The organism is Streptomyces deserti, from assembly GCF_054782695.1.
The window spans coordinates 401,852-418,851 of the sequence record NZ_BAAGRZ010000001.1 but is presented as its reverse complement, the minus strand read 5'-3'; the positions used below and the strand labels follow the sequence as shown (position 1 = coordinate 418,851).

Below are 17,000 nucleotides of genomic sequence, written 5' to 3'. Positions count from 1 at the left end.
CTTTCCGTGCCGGTGGCCGGAACTCCCGCGAGCGGCTCGTACGTCCTCGCCCCCGTACGGCCGTCGAGGGACGGCAGGAACGGGGCCGATCATCCCCTAGGGTCTTGAAGACACGGGGGAGACGGTGTGCACGGCAGGCAGTGAGGCGACGGTATGGCGCAGCAGGCATACGTGAGGGAGACGGCAGGCGGCGGCACGGGGTCCGAGCGCCGGGGAACCCGGCTTCGGAGCCTGCCCGGCCGCGTGACCGCCGGCTGGCGCGGCGACAGGCGGATCTGGCGGCGCGGTCTGATCACGGCCGTGTGCGCGGTGCTGCTCGCCGTGGTCATGCTGGTCCACTCGTACATCCCGAACGCGGTCGGCAACCTCGGCAGCCTGATCGAGACCTTCCTGCCCTGGCTGGGCCTGCTGGTCCCGGTCCTGCTGCTCCTCGCCCTGCTCCGCCGGTCCGCGACCGCGCTGATCGCGGTGGTGCTGCCGGCGGTGGTGTGGCTGAACCTGTTCGGCGGCCTGCTCACCGACAAGGCCGTCGCGGGCGGCGACCTGACGGTGGCCACGCACAACGTCAACGCCGACAACGCCGACCCGTCCGGCACCGCCCTCGACGTGGCCGCGTCCGGCGCGGACGTGCTCGCCCTGGAGGAGCTCCGGGCGAGCGCGGTCCCGACGTACGAGAAGGCCCTGGCGTCGACGTACCGGTACCACTCGGTGCAGGGCACCGTCGGCTTGTGGAGCAAGTACCCGCTGACCGACGTGCGGTCCGTCGACATCAAGCTGGGCTGGACGCGCGCCATGCGCGCCACCGTCACCACGCCGAACGGGCCGATCGCGGTGTACGTCGCCCACCTCCCCTCCGTCCGCGTGAAGCTGGAGGCCGGTTTCACCGCCCGCCAGCGCGACAAGAGCGCGGACGCCCTCGGCGAGGCCATCGCCGACGAGAAGCTGACGAAGGTCGTCCTGCTCGGCGACCTGAACGGCACGATGAACGACCGCGCGCTGAACGCCGTCACCTCCCAGATGCGCTCCACGCAGGGCGCCGCGGGCAGCGGCTTCGGGTTCAGCTGGCCGGCGTCGTTCCCGATGGCACGGATCGACCAGATCCTGGTCAAGGGGCTGGAGCCGGAGAGCTCCTGGACGCTGCCGGAGACGGGCAGCGACCATCTGCCGATCGCGGCACGTGTGAAGGTCGCCACATCCGGCTCCTGAAAACCCCTGGTCACCGCCTTCTCGGCACTCCCCGGACATCGGGTCGTCACCTCATGGAATACCGCGCCTGCGAGACTTTGTTCCGTACTTGAACATACGGATCCGCACGTACCCCGAAAGTCTTGAAAGGCTGGTTCTTCATGCCCCTGGCCCTGCTCGCCCTGGCCGTGGGTGCCTTCGGCATCGGTACCACCGAGTTCGTGATGATGGGGTTGCTCCCCGAAGTCGCGGGCGACCTGAACATCTCGATCCCCACCGCCGGCCACCTGGTGTCGGCGTACGCACTCGGCGTCGTCGTCGGCGCCCCGCTGCTGGCGGCGGCGACCGCGCGGATGTCCCGCCGCACGGTCCTGATCGCCCTGATGGGTCTCTTCGTCGCGGGCAACGCGCTCTCCGCCTTCGCCCCCGACCACAACTGGCTGCTGGCCGCCCGCTTCCTGAGCGGACTGCCGCACGGCGCCTTCTTCGGCGTGGGCGCGGTGGTCGCCACCAGCATGGTGACCCCCGAACGCAGGGCCCGCTCGGTCTCTCTCATGTTCCTGGGCCTGACGGTCGCGAACATCGTCGGCGTACCGGTGGCGACCCTCATGGGCCAGCACCTCGGCTGGCGGGCGACGTTCCTCGGCGTCAGCACGATCGGCGTGGCGGCGATAGCGGCCCTCATGCTCCTCATCCCGCACGACCACACGCACGCCCCGACGACCAGCCTGCGCGGCGAACTGGCCGCGCTGCGCTCCCTGCCGGTCTGGCTGGCACTCGGCACGACGGTCGCGGGCTTCGGCGCGCTGTTCGCCGCGTACAGCTACATCACGCCCATGCTCACCGACGCCGCCGGCTACGCCGACGCCAGCGTGACGCTGCTGCTGGCCCTGTTCGGGGTGGGCGCCACGGCCGGCAACCTGCTGGGCGGCCGGCTGGCCGACCACTCGCTGCGGGGCACGCTGTTCGGCGGCCTGACCGCGCTGGTGGTGGTCCTGTCCCTCTTCCCGCTCCTGATGCGTACGGAGCTCACCGCTGCCATGGGGGTCGTGCTGCTCGGCACGGCGGCCTTCGTCACCGGCTCCCCCCTCCAGCTGATGGTCATGGAGAAGGCGTCGGCGGCCCCGTCCCTGGCGTCCTCCGCCAACCAGGCCGCCTTCAACCTGGCCAACGCCGGCGGCGCCTGGATCGGCGGCCTCACCCTGGCGGCGGGCTTCGGCGTGACCTCCCCGGCACTGGCGGGCGCGGCCCTGGCCGTACTCGGCGTGGCGGTGGCCTCGGTGGCGTACGGGGTGGACCGCCGCGGGGTTGCTCCGCGGACCGGGCGGGAGCGTGTGGTGGCGGGGCATGTTCCGCAGGCTTCGGAGGCGGCGCGTCACTGAGGTCCTCCACGGGGCCCGCCCGGACCGATGAGTTTCCGCCCGGCACACGGTCTGAAGGGCAGGGACGGTCGCGTCCCCCGCCCCACAGAGAGACACGATGCGCCATGCGGTTGACACTGACGGAGTTCCTGACGCTGGACGGCGTCTCCCAGGGCCCCGGGGCCCCGGACGAGGACACCAGCGACGGGTTCACGCGAGGCGGCTGGTTCGTGCCGCACCTGGACGAGCAGTTCGAGCGGCTGGCCGGCACCTGGCTCGGGGAGGCGGACGCCTTCCTGTTCGGCCGCCGTACCTACCTGAACTTCGCGCGGGACTGGCCGAAGATGACCGACCACCCGTCCGCCGGCATCCTGAACGGCCTGCCGAAGTACGTGGCCTCCCACACCCTGACCAGGGCCGACTGGGACCCGACCACGATCCTCTCCGGCGACATCCCCGCCCAGGTCGCCGACCTGAAGCGGCAGCCCGGCCGGGAGCTGCAGATCCACGGCAGCGCCCGGCTGGCCCAGTCGCTGCTGGCCGCCGGACTCATCGACGAACTGCGGCTGGTGATCGCCCCGGTCGTGGTGGGCCAGGGCCGGCGCCTCTTCCCGGACGGCGGCGCCCCGGCCGGCCTGCGCCTCAAGCACAGCGGGACGACGCCGGGCGGACTTGCCGTGCACGTCTATGAAGCGGCGGGGCTTGCGCGGTACGGGACGTACGGGGCCGAGGTGGGGTGAGACTTCCTGCCGACGGCCCACAGACGGCCCGGAACGACCACGGGGCGACGGATCAACCCGTCGCCCCGGACCTGCTCAAGGGGGCTCGAGCCCCGTGACTCGCGCCTACAGCACCGGCAGGTTCTTCCGCAGCTCGAACGCGGTGACCTCCGAGCGGTACTCCTCCCACTCCTGCCGCTTGTTGCGCAGGAAGAAGTCGAAGACGTGCTCGCCGAGCGTCTCGGCGACCAGGTCGCTGCGCTCCATCAGGGTCAGCGCCTCGCCGAGGTTCTGCGGGAGCGGCTCGATGCCCAGGGCGCGGCGCTCCGCGTCGGACAGGGCCCAGACGTCGTCCTCGGCGCCCGGCGGGAGCTCGTAGCCCTCCTCGATGCCCTTCAGGCCGGCGGCCAGCAGGACGGCGTAGGCGAGGTACGGGTTCGCGCCCGAGTCCAGCGACCGGACCTCCACCCGCGCGGAGCCGGTCTTGCCGGGCTTGTACATGGGCACGCGGACCAGGGCCGAGCGGTTGTTGTGGCCCCAGCAGATGTACGACGGGGCCTCGCCGCCGGCGCCCGCGGTGCGCTCGGTGCCGCCCCAGATGCGCTTGTAGGAGTTCACCCACTGGTTGGTGACCGCGGAGATATCCGCCGCGTGCCGCAGCAGGCCCGCGATGAAGGAGCGGCCGACCTTGGAGAGCTGGTACTCGGCGCCGGACTCGTAGAAGGCGTTGCGGTCGCCCTCGAAGAGCGACAGGTGCGTGTGCATGCCGCTGCCCGGGTGCTCGCTGAACGGCTTCGGCATGAAGGTCGCCTGGACGCCCTGCTCCAGCGCCACCTGCTTCATGACCAGGCGGAACGTCATGATGTTGTCCGCCGTGGAGAGCGCGTCCGCGTAGCGCAGGTCGATCTCCTGCTGGCCCGGGGCGCCCTCGTGGTGGGAGAACTCGACCGAGATGCCCATCGACTCCAGCATGGTGATCGCCTGGCGGCGGAAGTCCATGCCGATGTTCTGCGGGGTGTGGTCGAAGTAGCCGGAGTTGTCGGCGGGGGTCGGCACCGAGCCGTCGACCGGCTTGTCCTTCAGCAGGAAGAACTCGATCTCGGGGTGCGTGTAGAAGGTGAAGCCCAGGTCGGAGGCGCGGGCCAGGGCACGCTTGAGCACATACCGGGGGTCGGCGAAGGACGGGGAGCCGTCCGGCATGAGGATGTCGCAGAACATGCGGGCCGTGCCGGGGGCCTCAGCGCGCCACGGGAGGATCTGGAACGTCGACGGGTCCGGCTTGGCGATCATGTCGGACTCGTATACACGGGCGAAGCCCTCGATGGCGGAGCCGTCGAAGCCGATGCCCTCGTCGAAGGCCTGTTCCAGTTCGGCCGGGGCCACGGCCACGGACTTGAGGAAGCCCAGCACGTCCGTGAACCACAGGCGTACGAACCGGATGTCGCGCTCCTCCAAGGTCCGGAGCACGAACTCCTGCTGCTTGTCCATCTTCCGCTTCCCCATCCTTGCTGGTCAGGCCGCCTTCTCTCCCGTAGCACGGGAGGCGGTCGGGCACCTGAGCATCCCACCACAACACCATTTCATGCGCGTTGCGGACCTTGATCGGCCGGCCGACTCCGGCCTGAACGCCTCACGTACGGCAGGTGTACCGCGTCCGCGGCAGGTGAACTGCTCTGCCGCCCATCTTGCCTGCTCGGACCGACATCCGTAATGGCCGGATCGTCACTCTGGCAGGGTAGTGGTCAGGTGTTCGATCCTGAAACTCCCAGCCATTCCTGCGGCCTCTCTACGAGGGACCCCCCACCCCCCATTACGATCAGCAAACCCGACTGTCACACCTTTTCCCTAAGGACACACCCCATGGGTACCGCCAAGAAGAGCAGCGCGGCACGCAAGGCGCGCATAGAGGAGATGCGGCGCGCCGAGCAGGCTCGTGAGCGCCGCAATCGCATCCTCACCATCGCGACCAGCGTGGTGATCGTCGCCGGGCTCGTCGTCGGTGGTGTCGTCCTGGTGCGGTCGCAGTCCGACAACGGCGACAACGCGGCCTCCGACTCCAAGACCACCGGCCGCCTGGTCGCCGGCGAGGACGGTGTGGAGACCTGGAAGGGCACCCTCGCCCGCAACCACGTCACCAAGGCCGTGAAGTACGCGGTCACGCCCCCGGTCGGCGGCGACCACAACCCGGTGTGGATGAACTGCAACGGCGACGTCTACACCAAGGAGATCAACAACACCAACGCCGTGCACTCGCTGGAGCACGGCGCGGTGTGGGTGACGTACAACAGCAAGGCCGCCAAGGCCGACGTCGACGCGCTCGCGGCGAAGGTGAAGAAGACGCCGTACACGCTGATGAGCCCGGTCGACGGCCAGAAGGACCCGATCATGCTCACGGCGTGGGGCCATCAGCGCACGGTGACGGGGGCCGACGACCCGAACGTCGACAAGTTCCTCGAGAAGTTCGTCCAGGGCAAGCAGACGCCGGAGCCCGGTGCCGCCTGCACGAACGGGCTGTCGCAGTGAGGCACGTGGGACTGATCGCGGGGGCCGCGGCGGCGGTGCTCGTCGCGGCCGGCGCGATCACCTACGCGGTCGCCGAGGACGGCGGCTCCGGCGACACCCCCGCCGCCGACTCCGCGGACGCGGGCTTCGCGCGCGACATGGCGGTGCACCACCAGCAGGCCGTGGAGATGTCGTACATCGTGCGCGACCGCACGAAGAACGAGGACGTGCGGCGGCTCGCGTACGACATCGCCCAGACGCAGGCCAACCAGCGCGGCATGCTGCTCGGCTGGCTCGACCTGTGGGAGCTGCCGAAGGTGTCGTCCGAGCCGCCGATGACCTGGATGGACATGGGCGACATGGCCTCCGGCAAGGACGGCGCGCTGATGCCGGGCATGGCCACCAACACGGAGATGAAGAAGCTCGGCACGCTCAGCGGGAAGCAGGCGGAGATCTTCTACCTCCAGCTCATGACGGACCATCACAAGGGCGGCGTCCACATGGCCGAGGGCTGTGCCGACAAGTGCGCGGTCGGCGTGGAGAAGCGGCTCGCGCAGGGCATGGTGGACGCGCAGGAGTCGGAGATCGCGCTGATGGCGGACATGCTCAAGGAGCGGGGCGCCGAGCCGCGTTCGTGACGCCGGCTCCCAGGTCGCCCCTCACGTCACCCCTCAAGTCGCCTTGTAAAGCCAGACCTTGGGGGCTTCTTGGCTTCCCTTGGGGCCATCTTGGCCCGGGCATTCCCCTGGCATGAACGGTTCATCGCAAGAGTGGCGAGCGTCGAGTGATCCACTCGCGACGAACCGCACAGGGGGTTCCATGAGATCCAACCGCGCCACGGTGCGCGCCGGTGTGAGCATGGCAGCGACACTGCCCATGATCGCCGGGGCGCTGGCGCTCGGCATACCCGCGGCGCACGCCGCCACCCCGGCCCGGGACACGCTGGCCGGGACCAAGCCCGCGTGGGCCACGCCCAGGGCGGACCGGGGCGCCACCTCCGACAGCGCCCGGGTGACCGCCCGCGTCTACCTCGCCGGGCGGGACGCCGCCGGTCTGGCCGCGTACGCGAAGGCGGTGTCGGACCCGCGCTCGGCCTCGTACGGGAAGTACCTGAGTGCCCAGCAGGCGCAGACCCGCTTCGGCGCGACCGAGGAGCAGGTCGCGGCCGTGAAGTCCTGGCTGACGGCGGCGGGCCTGAAGGTCACGGGTGTCACGCGGCACTACGTCGCCGTCACCGGTGACGTGGCCGCCGCGGAGCAGGCGTTCGGCACCCAGCTGCACAACTACGTCATGGGCTCCAGGACCTACCGGGCCCCGGCGCACACCGCCACCGTCCCGGCGAGCCTGGCCGACGCCGTCCTGACCGTCACCGGCCTGGACACCGCACCCCACAAGGCGACCCACGACGACCGACTGCCGCCGCCGGAGACGGTGTTCCGCAACGCGGGGCCCTTCTCCTCGTACTACGGCTCGAACACGGCGACCACGCTGCCGGAGGCGTACGGCCAGAAGATCCCGTACGCGATCAAGGGCTACACGGGCAAACAGCTGCGGGCCGCGTACGGCGCGGGCACCCGCACCGGCAGGGGCGTCCGCGTCGCCATCACCGACGCCTACGCCTCGCCCACCATCGCCTTCGACGCGGCCACCTACGCGAAGAGGCACGGCGACGCCGCCTGGCGCAGCGACCGGCTGCACCAGGTGCTGCCCAAGAACTACACGAAGACCACGGAGTGTTCGGCCGCCGGCTGGTACGGCGAGGAGACCCTCGACGTCGAGGCCGTGCACGCGGTCGCGCCCGCCGCGGACGTCACGTACGTGGGCGCAGCCTCCTGCTACGACGACGACCTGCTCGACGCGCTCGGCAAGGTCGTCGACCACCACCTGGCCGACATCGTCTCCAACTCCTGGGGCGACATCGAGGCCAACCAGACTCCTGACCTTCAGGCCGCCTACGACCAGGTCTTCCAGCTGGGCGCGGTCGAGGGCATCGGCTTCTACTTCTCCTCCGGCGACAACGGCGACGAGGTCGCGGCCACCGGCACCAAGCAGGTCGACACCCCGGCCGACTCGGCGTGGGTGACCGCGGTCGGCGGCACCTCGCTGGCGGTCGGCAAGGGCGACACGTACCAGTGGGAGACCGGCTGGGGCACTCAGAAGGCCGTGCTGTCGTCCGACGGCAGGAGCTGGACGGACTTCCCCGGCGCCTTCACCTCCGGCGCGGGCGGCGGCACCAGCAGGACGGTGGCGGAGCCCGCCTACCAGAAGGGCGTGGTCCCCGACGCGCTGGCGAAGGCGTACAGCGCGGCCGGCAACCGGGTCGTCCCGGACATCGCGGCGATCGCCGACCCGAACACCGGCTTCCTCGTCGGCCAGACGCAGACCCTCCCGGACGGGAGGACGCAGGCGTACGACGAGTACCGCATCGGCGGCACCTCGCTGGCCGCGCCCGTCGTCGCGGCCGTGCAGGCACTGGCGCAGGAGGCCCGGGGTGGCGGGCCGATCGGCTTCGCCAACCCGGCGATCTACGCCAGGTACGGCTCGAAGCTGTACCACGACGTCACCGACGACCCGACGGGCTCCGGCCTCGCCGTGGCCCGCGTCGACTTCGTGAACGGCTACGACGCGACGGGCGGTGTGACCACGTCCGTGCGCAGCCTTGGCAAGGACAGCTCGCTGAAGGCCGTCAAGGGCTACGACGACGTGACGGGGGTGGGCACGCCCGCCGGCGGTTACGTCGAGTCGTACCGCCACTGAGGGAGCGCTGTCAGGGGGTGGCCCGCTGATGAGGCGGGCCACCCCATTGCGTCGCTCTGACGATTACACTGGGCGCGTGCCTCAACTACGTCTCGCCCTGAACCAGATCGACTCGAGCGTCGGCGACCTGGCCGGGAACGCCGAGTCCATCGTCCGCTGGACCCGGCACTGCGCCGAGCAGGGAGCGCATCTCGTGGCGTTCCCGGAGATGGCGCTGACCGGGTATCCCGTCGAGGACCTGGCCCTCAGGGCGTCGTTCGTCGAGGCGTCCCGCGCGGCCCTGCGCTCGCTCGCCGCCCGGCTCGCCGAGGAGGGGCTCGGGGAGCTGCCGGTGCTCGTCGGCTACCTCGACCGCTGCGAGACCGCCCAGCCGAGGTACGGCCAGCCGCCGGGCGCGCCGCAGAACGCGGCGGCGGTGCTGCACCGCGGCGAGGTCGTCCTGACCTTCGCCAAGCACCACCTGCCCAACTACGGCGTCTTCGACGAGTTCCGCTACTTCGTGCCCGGCGACACCATGCCGGTCCTGCGGCTGCACGGCATCGACATCGCGCTCGCCATCTGCGAGGACCTGTGGCAGGACGGCGGCCGGGTCCCGGCCGCGCGCTCCGCGCAGGCCGGCCTGCTGATCTCCATCAACGCCTCGCCCTACGAGCGCAACAAGGACGACACCCGTCTGGAGCTGGTCCGCAAGCGGGCCCAGGAGGCGGGCTGCACGACGGCCTACCTGGCCATGATCGGCGGCCAGGACGAGCTGGTGTTCGACGGCGACTCGATCGTGGTCGACCGGGACGGGGAGGTCGTCGCGCGGGCCCCGCAGTTCGCGGAGGGCTGCGTGGTCCTGGACCTGGACCTGCCGGCGGCGTCGCCCGACGCGCCGACGGGCGCGGTGGACGACGGCCTGCGCATCGACCGGGCCGTCCTGTCCGAGGAGCCCCTGCCGGCGTACGAGCCGGAGCACACCGGCGGGTGCGCGCAGCGCCTGGACGACGACGAGGAGGTGTACTCGGCGCTGGTCGTGGGCCTGCGGGCGTACGTCGCGAAGAACGGCTTCGAGTCGGTCCTCATCGGCCTGTCGGGCGGCATCGACTCGTCCCTGGTCGCGGCGATCGCATGCGACGCGCTGGGCGCGCGGAACGTGTACGGCGTGTCGATGCCCTCGAAGTACTCCTCCGAGCACTCCAAGGACGACGCGGCGGAGCTGGCCCGCCGAACGGGCCTGAACTTCCGTACGGTCCCGATCGCCCCGATGTTCGACGCGTACATGGACTCACTGGGCCTGACGGGCCTGGCCGAGGAGAACCTCCAGGCCCGGCTGCGCGGCACGCTGCTCATGGCGCTCTCCAACCAGGAGGGCCACATCGTCCTGGCCCCCGGCAACAAGTCGGAGCTGGCGGTGGGCTACTCGACCCTGTACGGCGACGCGGTGGGCGCGTACGGCCCCATCAAGGACGTCTACAAGACGTCGGTCTTCCGCCTGGCCGAGTGGCGCAACCGCGCGGCGCGGGAACGGGGCCAGACCCCGCCGATCCCTGAGAACTCCCTCACCAAGCCCCCGAGCGCCGAGCTGCGCCCGGGCCAGGTCGACACGGACTCCCTGCCCGACTACCCGGTCCTGGACGCCATCCTGGAGCTCTACGTCGACCGGGACAGGGGCGCGGACGAGATCGTGGCCGCCGGCTACGACCGCGACCTGGTCACCAGGACCCTGCGCATGGTCGACACGGCCGAGTACAAGCGGCGGCAGTACCCGCCGGGGACGAAGATCTCGACGAAGGGGTTCGGGAAGGACCGGCGGTTGCCGATCACGAACGGGTGGCGGGAGTCGGCCTGACGGTCCTCTCCACCAGGGAGACGGTCTCTCCACCAGGGAGACGGTCCTCTCCACCAGGGACACACGGCTGCCCTGCGGCCGCCAGCATCGCGCTCACCAGGCACCGTGCGTCCCGGATGCCGGGTCCGACGCGCGACCTGGTCGTCAGCCCTCCTGCCGCCGCTTCAGGTCGGCCAGCACCTGGTGCAACGGCTCGGTCGCCCGGCGCCGGTACTCCTGGATCGCCCAGCCGTTGCCGTCCGGGTCCGTGAAGTACAGGAACGTCGCGCCGTCGTCCGGGGCGTACTGAACCGGCTCGGAGACGTCGAGGCCGCGTTCCACGAGTTCGGCGTGGGCCGCCTTGATGTCGGCGACGCACAGTTGCAGGCCCTGGTAGGAGCCGGGGGCGGGGCGCGGGCCCTTGGCCATCTCCCAGATGCTGTCGCCCAGGGCGATCGAACAGCCGGAGCCCGGAGGCGTCAGCTGGACGATCCGCATGCCGGGCATGACCTCCTGGTCGATGTCGACGTGGAAGCCGACCTTGTCCCGGTAGAAGTCCCGGGCCCGGTCGATGTCGCTCACGGGCAGGGGGATCACTTCGAGCGTGTAGTCCATGGCGTGACTCCTTCGTCGGCGTCCGGCTCAGCGGAACCGCCAGCGGGTCTGGCTGAACGGCTCTCCCTTACCGAAACCGAAAACCGTGCGCGGCGCCACCGAGTAGACGGCGGCATGGCCGGGGCCGTGGTGGAAACAGCCGTCCCGTACCTCGAAGTGCCAGAAACTGCCGTACTTCGTCTCCCACGCGGCGGCCAGCTCGCGCAGGCGGGCGTCGTCGGTGACGCGTACCGCCTCGCCCTCGACCACCAGGTCGTAGCCCTTGTTCCAGGTGTTGGTGCCGGTGGTCAGCACCACGTGCGGGTTCGCCGCCAGGTTCTTCGCCTTGCGCTCCTCGGGGCCGGTGCAGAAGTGCAGCGCGCCGTCCGACCAGACGGCGGGCAGCGGGGTCACGTGCGGCCGTCCGTCCGGACGTACCGTCGAGATCCAGAACAGCTCCGCCTCGGCCAGCAGCGCCTGAGCCTCGGACCAGTCGGGCGCGGTGGCGCCCGCGCTGCTGTACCGGGGGTCCAGCTCGGCCTTGGGTTCCCGCATGGTGCCCACCTCCGGATCGACGAGTGTTCCCGCAGTAGGGACCCGGGCCGGCCGCGGAACTCATCGGTGCCCGTCCCGGCGCTTCCCACCAGGTCTCCGGTTAGGCTCAAGGCCGTACGACCTTGATCCGAGGGAGGCCGAGGATGACGGCGGCGCCGGGGCGCAGGAGCAGTACCTTCACGCGGCTGCTGCGGCACGGCTTCACCGATGCCACCGCCGCCGAGCGGCTCCTGGACAGCCCGGAACTGGCACCGGTCCGCAACGACCCGGTGCTGCTCGACGCCCTCGGCGCCACCGCCGACCCCGACCTGGCGCTGCTCGGACTGGTCCGGCTGCTGGAGGCCCAGCCGGGCCCGACCGCACGCCGGGAGTTGCTCGACACCCTGATAGCGGCCAAGCCGCTGCGCGACCGGCTGCTCGGCGTGCTCGGCGCCTCGGCCGCCCTCGCCGACCACCTCACCCGGCACCCCGCCGACTGGCACGCGCTCGTCATGTACGAGCCCCGGGACCTGCACCCAGGGGTGGAGGAGTTCGAGCGCGGCCTCGCCGAGGCCACCGACCCGGTCTCCCTGCGCGTCGCCTACCGGCGCTGCCTGCTGTCCATCGCCGCGCGCGACGTGTGCGGCACCACCGACGTCGCCCAGACCGCCGCCGAGCTCGCCGACCTCGCCACCGCCACCCTGCGCGCCGCCCTCGGCATCGCGCGGGCCGCCGCCCCCGAGGACGCCGCCCTGTGCCGGCTGGCCGTCATCGCGATGGGCAAGTGCGGCGGCCACGAGCTGAACTACGTCTCCGACGTGGACGTCATCTTCGTGGGGGAGGCCGCCGACGGGGCCGACGAGGGCAAGGCCCTGCGCGCCGCCACCAGGATCGCCTCGCACCTGATGCGGATCTGCTCGGAGACCACCGTCGAGGGATCCATCTGGCCCGTCGACGCCAACCTGCGCCCCGAGGGCAGGAACGGCCCGCTCGTGCGCACCCTCTCCAGCCACCTCGCCTACTACCAGCGCTGGGCGAAGACCTGGGAGTTCCAGGCGCTGCTCAAGGCCCGCCCGGTCGCCGGTGACCTGGAGCTGGGCGAGGAGTACGTCGCCGCCGTCCAGCCCCTCGTGTGGAAGGCCGCCGAGCGGGAGAACTTCGTCGCCGACGTGCAGAAGATGCGCCGCCGGGTGGTGGAGAACATTCCCGCCGCCGAGATCGACCGGCAGCTCAAACTCGGGCCGGGCGGCCTCAGGGACGTCGAGTTCGCCGTGCAGCTGCTGCAACTGGTGCACGGGCGGGCCGACACGTCCCTCAGGAGCGGCACCACCCTGAACGCGCTGAAGGCCCTGGCCGCCGGCGGGTACGTCGGGCGCGCCGACGCCGCGCAGCTCGACGAGGCGTACCGGTTCCTGCGCTCCATGGAGCACCGGATCCAGCTCTTCCGGCTGCGGCGCACCCACCTCGTGCCCCAGGAGGAGGCCGATCTGCGGCGCATCGGGCGGTCGCTCGGACTGCGCGCCGACCCGGTCGCCGACCTCAACCGCGAGTGGAAGCGGCACGCGGGCGTCGTACGCCGCCTGCACGAGAAGCTGTTCTACCGGCCGCTGCTCGACGCGGTCGCCCAGCTCGCCCCCGGCGAGGCCCGGCTGAGCCCCGAGGCGGCGCGCGAGCGGCTCGTCGCGCTCGGGTACGCGGACCCCGCCTCCGCCCTGCGCCACCTGGAGGCGCTGGCTTCCGGCGTGTCGCGCAAGGCCGCGATCCAGCGGACGCTGCTGCCGGTGCTGCTCGGCTGGTTCGCGGACTCCGCCGACCCGGACGCGGGACTGCTGAACTTCCGCAAGGTGTCGGACGCGCTCGGCAGGACGCCGTGGTACCTGCGGCTGCTCCGCGACGAGGGCGCGGCGGCCCAGAACCTCGCCCGCGTGCTGTCGGCCGGGCGCCTCGCCCCGGATCTGCTGATGCGCGCGCCGGAGGCGGTCGCGCTGCTCGGCGACGGGGACGGCGGCGGCCTCGAACCGCGCTCCCGGGCCCATCTGGAGCAGGAGATCCTCGCGGCCGTGGGACGGGCCGACGGGGCCGCCCAGGCGGTGACGGCCGCGCGGGGCGTGCGGCGCCGCGAGCTGTTCCGTACGGCCGCCGCCGACATCGTCGGCTCCTACGGCACCGAGTCCCAGCCGGCCGAGGCCGACCAGGGCGCCCTGGTGGACCGGGTCGGCCGCGCGGTGTCGGACCTGACGGCGGCGACCCTCGCGGGCACGCTGCGGGCGGTCGTACGGGAGGGGTGGGGGGACACCCTGCCGACCCGGTTCGCGATCATCGGCATGGGCCGGTTCGGCGGGCACGAGCTGGGCTACGGCTCGGACGCGGACGTGCTGTTCGTGCACGAGCCCCGGGACGGCGTGGCCGAACGGGAGGCCTCCGAGGCCGCCAACAAGGTCGTCTCCGAGATGCGGCGCCTGCTGCAGATCCCCAGTGCCGACCCGCCGCTGCTCATCGACGCGGACCTGCGCCCGGAGGGCAAGTCCGGGCCGCTGGTACGGACGCTGAAGTCGTACGAGGCGTACTACCGCCGGTGGTCGCTGGTGTGGGAGTCGCACGCGCTGCTGCGGGCCGAACCGGTCGCCGGGGACGAGGACCTGGGGCGGCGTTTCGTCGAGCTCATCGACCCGCTGCGGTATCCGGCGGACGGGCTCGGCGACGACGCCGTACGGGAGATCCGGCGGCTGAAGGCCCGCATGGAGTCCGAGCGGCTGCCGCGCGGCGCCGACCCGAAACTGCACGCCAAGCTGGGGCCGGGCGGGCTGTCCGACGTGGAGTGGACCGTGCAGCTGCTGCAACTGCGGCACGGGGCCGCCCAGCCCGGGCTGCGGACCACCCGTACCCGAGAGGCGCTGGCGGCCGCTCAGGAGGCCGGGCTCATCTCCGAGGAGGACGCCGGGATCCTGGACGAGGCGTGGGTGCTGGCCACGCGGGTGCGCAACGCGGTGATGCTGGTGCGCGGACGCGCCGGGGACACGTTCCCGGCGGACAGCCGGGAACTGGCCGCCGTGGGGCGGTACTTGGGGTACGGGCCCGGGCATGTGGGGGACATGCTCGACGCGTACCGGCGTACGGCGCGGCGGGCTCGGGGCGTGGTGGAGGAGCTGTTCTACGGGGCATAGGGCTGCGGCGGCCGGGCCGCCGAGCCCTACCTAAGACGCGGAAGACGCCGACTGAGACGCAGACGCCTGGGACGCGGCGGCCTCGGACGCGGGCGGAGGCACAGCGGCCTGCGACGCCGCGGCCTGCGGTGCAGAGGCCTGGGGCGGGGCGGCCCCTGGCCGGCTCGGCACCGCCGGCCACCGCCACCGCGGCCGAGCACCGTCCCGGCGGGAGGCCCGGTGCGGCACCGTCCTCGGCAGGGCGTACGGCAGGCTCCCGAACCACACCCACGCCACCGCGAAGCCGAAGCCGAGGCACAGCACGCCGCCCACCGCGTCCAGCCAGAAGTGGTTGGCCGTGGCGACGATGACGACCAGGGTCGCCGCCGGGTAGAGCAGGCCCAGGACACGAACCCACGGCACCGTGGCCAGCGCGAAGATCGTCAGACCGCACCACAGCGACCAGCCGATGTGCATCGACGGCATCGCGGCGTACTGGTTCGACATGTTCTTCAGGTCGCCGGACGCCATCGACCCCCAGGTGTCGTGCACCAGGACCGTGTCGATGAAGTGGCCGCCGTTCATCAGCCGGGGCGGGGCGAGCGGATACAGGTAGTAACCGACCAGGGCGACACCCGTCGTCGCGAACAGCACCAGCCGCGTGGCCGCGTAACGGCCGGGATGACTGCGGTACAGCCACACCAGGACACCCAGCGTGACCACGAAGTGCAGGGTCGCGTAGTAGTAGTTCATGCCCACGATCAACCAAGTCACCGCGTTAACGGCGTGGTTGACGGACTGCTCGACGGCGATGCCGAGTTGCCGCTCGGCCTGCCAGATCCAGTCGGCGTTGCGCAGCGCCTCGGCCTTCTGCTCCGGCACGGCGTTGCGGATGAGTGAGTACGTCCAGTAACTGACCGCGATCAGCAGGATCTCGAACCAGAGCTGGGGTCTGCGCGGAGTACGCAACCGGCGCACGAACCCCTGCCCCGCCTCCTCCGCGACGGGATGTGGAACGGCCGCCTCCCGGCCCTCCAGTGTCGTCACGGTCGTGTCACCCATAGGCACAGAGTCTGCCAGAAAAGCCCTGCTCCCCGATCATCCTCTCGTCTGGTTCAGGTCGCATGTTCTACGGCCGAAGAAGAACCCGGCCTCCTACCACCGCACGGCTGCGGAGCGCGAGTTCTCCACCCAGAGGACGATTACGGGACCCTGAGGTCGATCAGGGGCGATTCACGGACGAGTCCGGTCCCCAGGGGCGGAAGCGGTCGAACCGCGCACCACCAGTTCCGGCATGAACACGAACTCGCTGTGCGGCGCGGGCGTCCCGCCGATCTCCTCCAGCAGCGTGCGCACCGCCGCCTGGCCCATCGCCGGGACCGGCTTGCGGATCGTCGTCAGCGGCGGGTCGGTGAAGGCGATCAGCGGGGAGTCGTCGAAGCCGACCACCGAGATGTCCTTGGGTACGTCCAGGCCGCGCTGCCGGGCCGACCGTATCGCGCCCAGCGCCATCATGTCGCTGGCGCAGACGATCGCCGTGCAGCCGCGCTCCATGAGCGCCGTCGCCGCGGCCTGCCCGCCCTCCAGGGTGTAGAGGGAGTGCTGGATCAGCTCCGACTCGACGGTCTCCGCGTCCAGCCCCAGCTGGTCCCGCATGGTCCGCACGAAGCCCTCGATCTTGCGCTGCACGGGCACGAACCGCTTCGGGCCCAGCGCCAGGCCGATGCGCGTGTGACCGAGGGACGCCAGGTGCGTGACCGCCAGTGTCATCGCCGCCCGGTCGTCGGGGGAGATGAACGGCGCCTGCACCTTCGGGGAGAAGCCGTCGACCAGCACGTACGGCACGCCCTGCGCGCGCAGCCGGTCGTAGCGCGTCATGTCGGCGGTGGTGTCCGCGTGCAGGCCGGAGACGTAGATGATCCCCGCGACCCCGCGGTCCACGAGCATCTCCGTCAGCTCGTCCTCGGTCGACCCGCCCGGGGTCTGCGTGGCGAGCACCGGCGTGTAGCCCTGCCGCGTCAGCGCCTGGCCGATGACCTGGGCCAGAGCCGGGAATATCGGGTTCTCCAGCTCGGGGGTGATCAGACCCACCAGCCCCTCGCTGCGCTGCCGCAGCCGCACCGGGCGCTCGTAGCCCAGCACGTCGAGAGCGGCCAGCACGGACTGGCGGGTGGTGGCGGCGACGCCCGGCTTCCCGTTGAGGACGCGGCTGACGGTCGCTTCGCTCACCCCCGCCTGAGCAGCGATGTCGGCAAGCCGTGTGGTCACGGCACTGGACTGTAGCGGCCGTGGCGTCATCGCGGTCCCTCGTGTCCTGGTCGGTGTCCGGTTCGCAACGGATGATTCCCCGCTGCCGCAACGTATGGCAAGTGCTTGCAGAGTCTTGCACAAGGGG

General features: G+C 71.4%; 13 protein-coding genes. 8 read left to right on the top strand and 5 right to left on the bottom strand.

Features of this window, described 5'->3' with window-relative positions:
* Nucleotides 1-153: 153 nt before the first annotated feature.
* From ACYVMZ_RS01910 to ACYVMZ_RS01900, 3 genes are all read left to right on the top strand, one after another.
* A complete protein-coding gene (locus tag ACYVMZ_RS01910) occupies nt 154-1,206 on the top strand; it encodes an endonuclease/exonuclease/phosphatase family protein (protein WP_461074711.1) in 1,053 nt (350 codons plus the stop codon).
* A gap of 140 nt (nt 1,207-1,346) precedes the next feature.
* On the top strand, nt 1,347-2,567 hold the full coding sequence (locus ACYVMZ_RS01905; RefSeq protein ID WP_461076291.1) for an MFS transporter: 1,221 nt from the start codon (nt 1,347-1,349) through the stop codon (nt 2,565-2,567).
* Nucleotides 2,568-2,671: 104 nt separating this feature from the next.
* Nucleotides 2,672-3,286: a dihydrofolate reductase family protein gene (locus tag ACYVMZ_RS01900; protein ID WP_461074709.1), complete on the top strand. Its 615-nt coding sequence runs from the start codon at nt 2,672-2,674 to the stop codon at nt 3,284-3,286.
* A 105-nt stretch (nt 3,287-3,391) separates the two neighbouring features.
* Here the strand turns inward: ACYVMZ_RS01900 and ACYVMZ_RS01895 are convergent, their stop codons facing one another.
* Nucleotides 3,392-4,753 carry a glutamine synthetase family protein gene (locus tag ACYVMZ_RS01895; protein ID WP_461074707.1) on the bottom strand — a complete coding sequence of 454 codons (1,362 nt, stop codon included), beginning with the start codon at nt 4,751-4,753 and terminating at the stop codon, nt 3,392-3,394.
* Between the two features lie 372 nt (nt 4,754-5,125).
* On the opposite strand from ACYVMZ_RS01895, the gene ACYVMZ_RS01890 reads away from it, so the two are divergent.
* The 4 genes from ACYVMZ_RS01890 to ACYVMZ_RS01875 all read left to right on the top strand — a co-directional run bounded on the left by ACYVMZ_RS01890 (nt 5,126) and on the right by ACYVMZ_RS01875 (nt 10,355).
* Nucleotides 5,126-5,788 (top strand): DUF3105 domain-containing protein, encoded by a 663-nt coding sequence (locus ACYVMZ_RS01890; protein ID WP_461074705.1) that lies wholly within the window; start codon nt 5,126-5,128, stop codon nt 5,786-5,788.
* Nucleotides 5,785-6,405, top strand: a complete 621-nt coding sequence (locus tag ACYVMZ_RS01885) for a DUF305 domain-containing protein (RefSeq protein WP_461074703.1) — start codon at nt 5,785-5,787, stop codon at nt 6,403-6,405. Before ACYVMZ_RS01890 ends, ACYVMZ_RS01885 begins: the two co-directional genes overlap by 4 nt.
* 181 nt (nt 6,406-6,586) lie before the next feature.
* Entirely contained in the window at nt 6,587-8,524 is a 1,938-nt protein-coding gene (locus ACYVMZ_RS01880; protein ID WP_461074701.1) for a S53 family peptidase, read from the top strand.
* Nucleotides 8,525-8,600: 76 nt separating this feature from the next.
* Nucleotides 8,601-10,355, top strand: a complete 1,755-nt coding sequence (locus tag ACYVMZ_RS01875; protein ID WP_461074699.1) for an NAD+ synthase — start codon at nt 8,601-8,603, stop codon at nt 10,353-10,355.
* A 144-nt stretch (nt 10,356-10,499) separates the two neighbouring features.
* Here ACYVMZ_RS01875 and ACYVMZ_RS01870 read toward each other — a convergent pair whose 3' ends face one another.
* Both ACYVMZ_RS01870 and ACYVMZ_RS01865 read right to left on the bottom strand, forming a co-directional pair.
* Nucleotides 10,500-10,949: a VOC family protein gene (locus tag ACYVMZ_RS01870; protein WP_461074697.1), complete on the bottom strand. Its 450-nt coding sequence runs from the start codon at nt 10,947-10,949 to the stop codon at nt 10,500-10,502.
* Nucleotides 10,950-10,976: 27 nt separating this feature from the next.
* Nucleotides 10,977-11,483, bottom strand: a complete 507-nt coding sequence (locus tag ACYVMZ_RS01865; RefSeq protein WP_461074695.1) for a pyridoxamine 5'-phosphate oxidase family protein — start codon at nt 11,481-11,483, stop codon at nt 10,977-10,979.
* Nucleotides 11,484-11,626: 143 nt separating this feature from the next.
* Here ACYVMZ_RS01865 and ACYVMZ_RS01860 point away from each other — a divergent pair, with 143 nt between their 5' ends.
* Complete coding sequence (locus ACYVMZ_RS01860) at nt 11,627-14,626, top strand: bifunctional [glutamine synthetase] adenylyltransferase/[glutamine synthetase]-adenylyl-L-tyrosine phosphorylase (protein ID WP_461074693.1); 3,000 nt, start codon at nt 11,627-11,629, stop codon at nt 14,624-14,626.
* Nucleotides 14,627-14,656: 30 nt separating this feature from the next.
* Here the strand turns inward: ACYVMZ_RS01860 and ACYVMZ_RS01855 are convergent, their stop codons facing one another.
* Complete coding sequence (locus ACYVMZ_RS01855) at nt 14,657-15,667, bottom strand: phosphatase PAP2 family protein (protein ID WP_461074691.1); 1,011 nt, start codon at nt 15,665-15,667, stop codon at nt 14,657-14,659.
* A 171-nt stretch (nt 15,668-15,838) separates the two neighbouring features.
* The gene (locus ACYVMZ_RS01850) at nt 15,839-16,873 is read right to left on the bottom strand and encodes a LacI family DNA-binding transcriptional regulator (RefSeq protein WP_461074689.1); all 1,035 of its coding nucleotides are present in this window, start codon (nt 16,871-16,873) and stop codon (nt 15,839-15,841) included.
* Nucleotides 16,874-17,000: the final 127 nt, after the last annotated feature.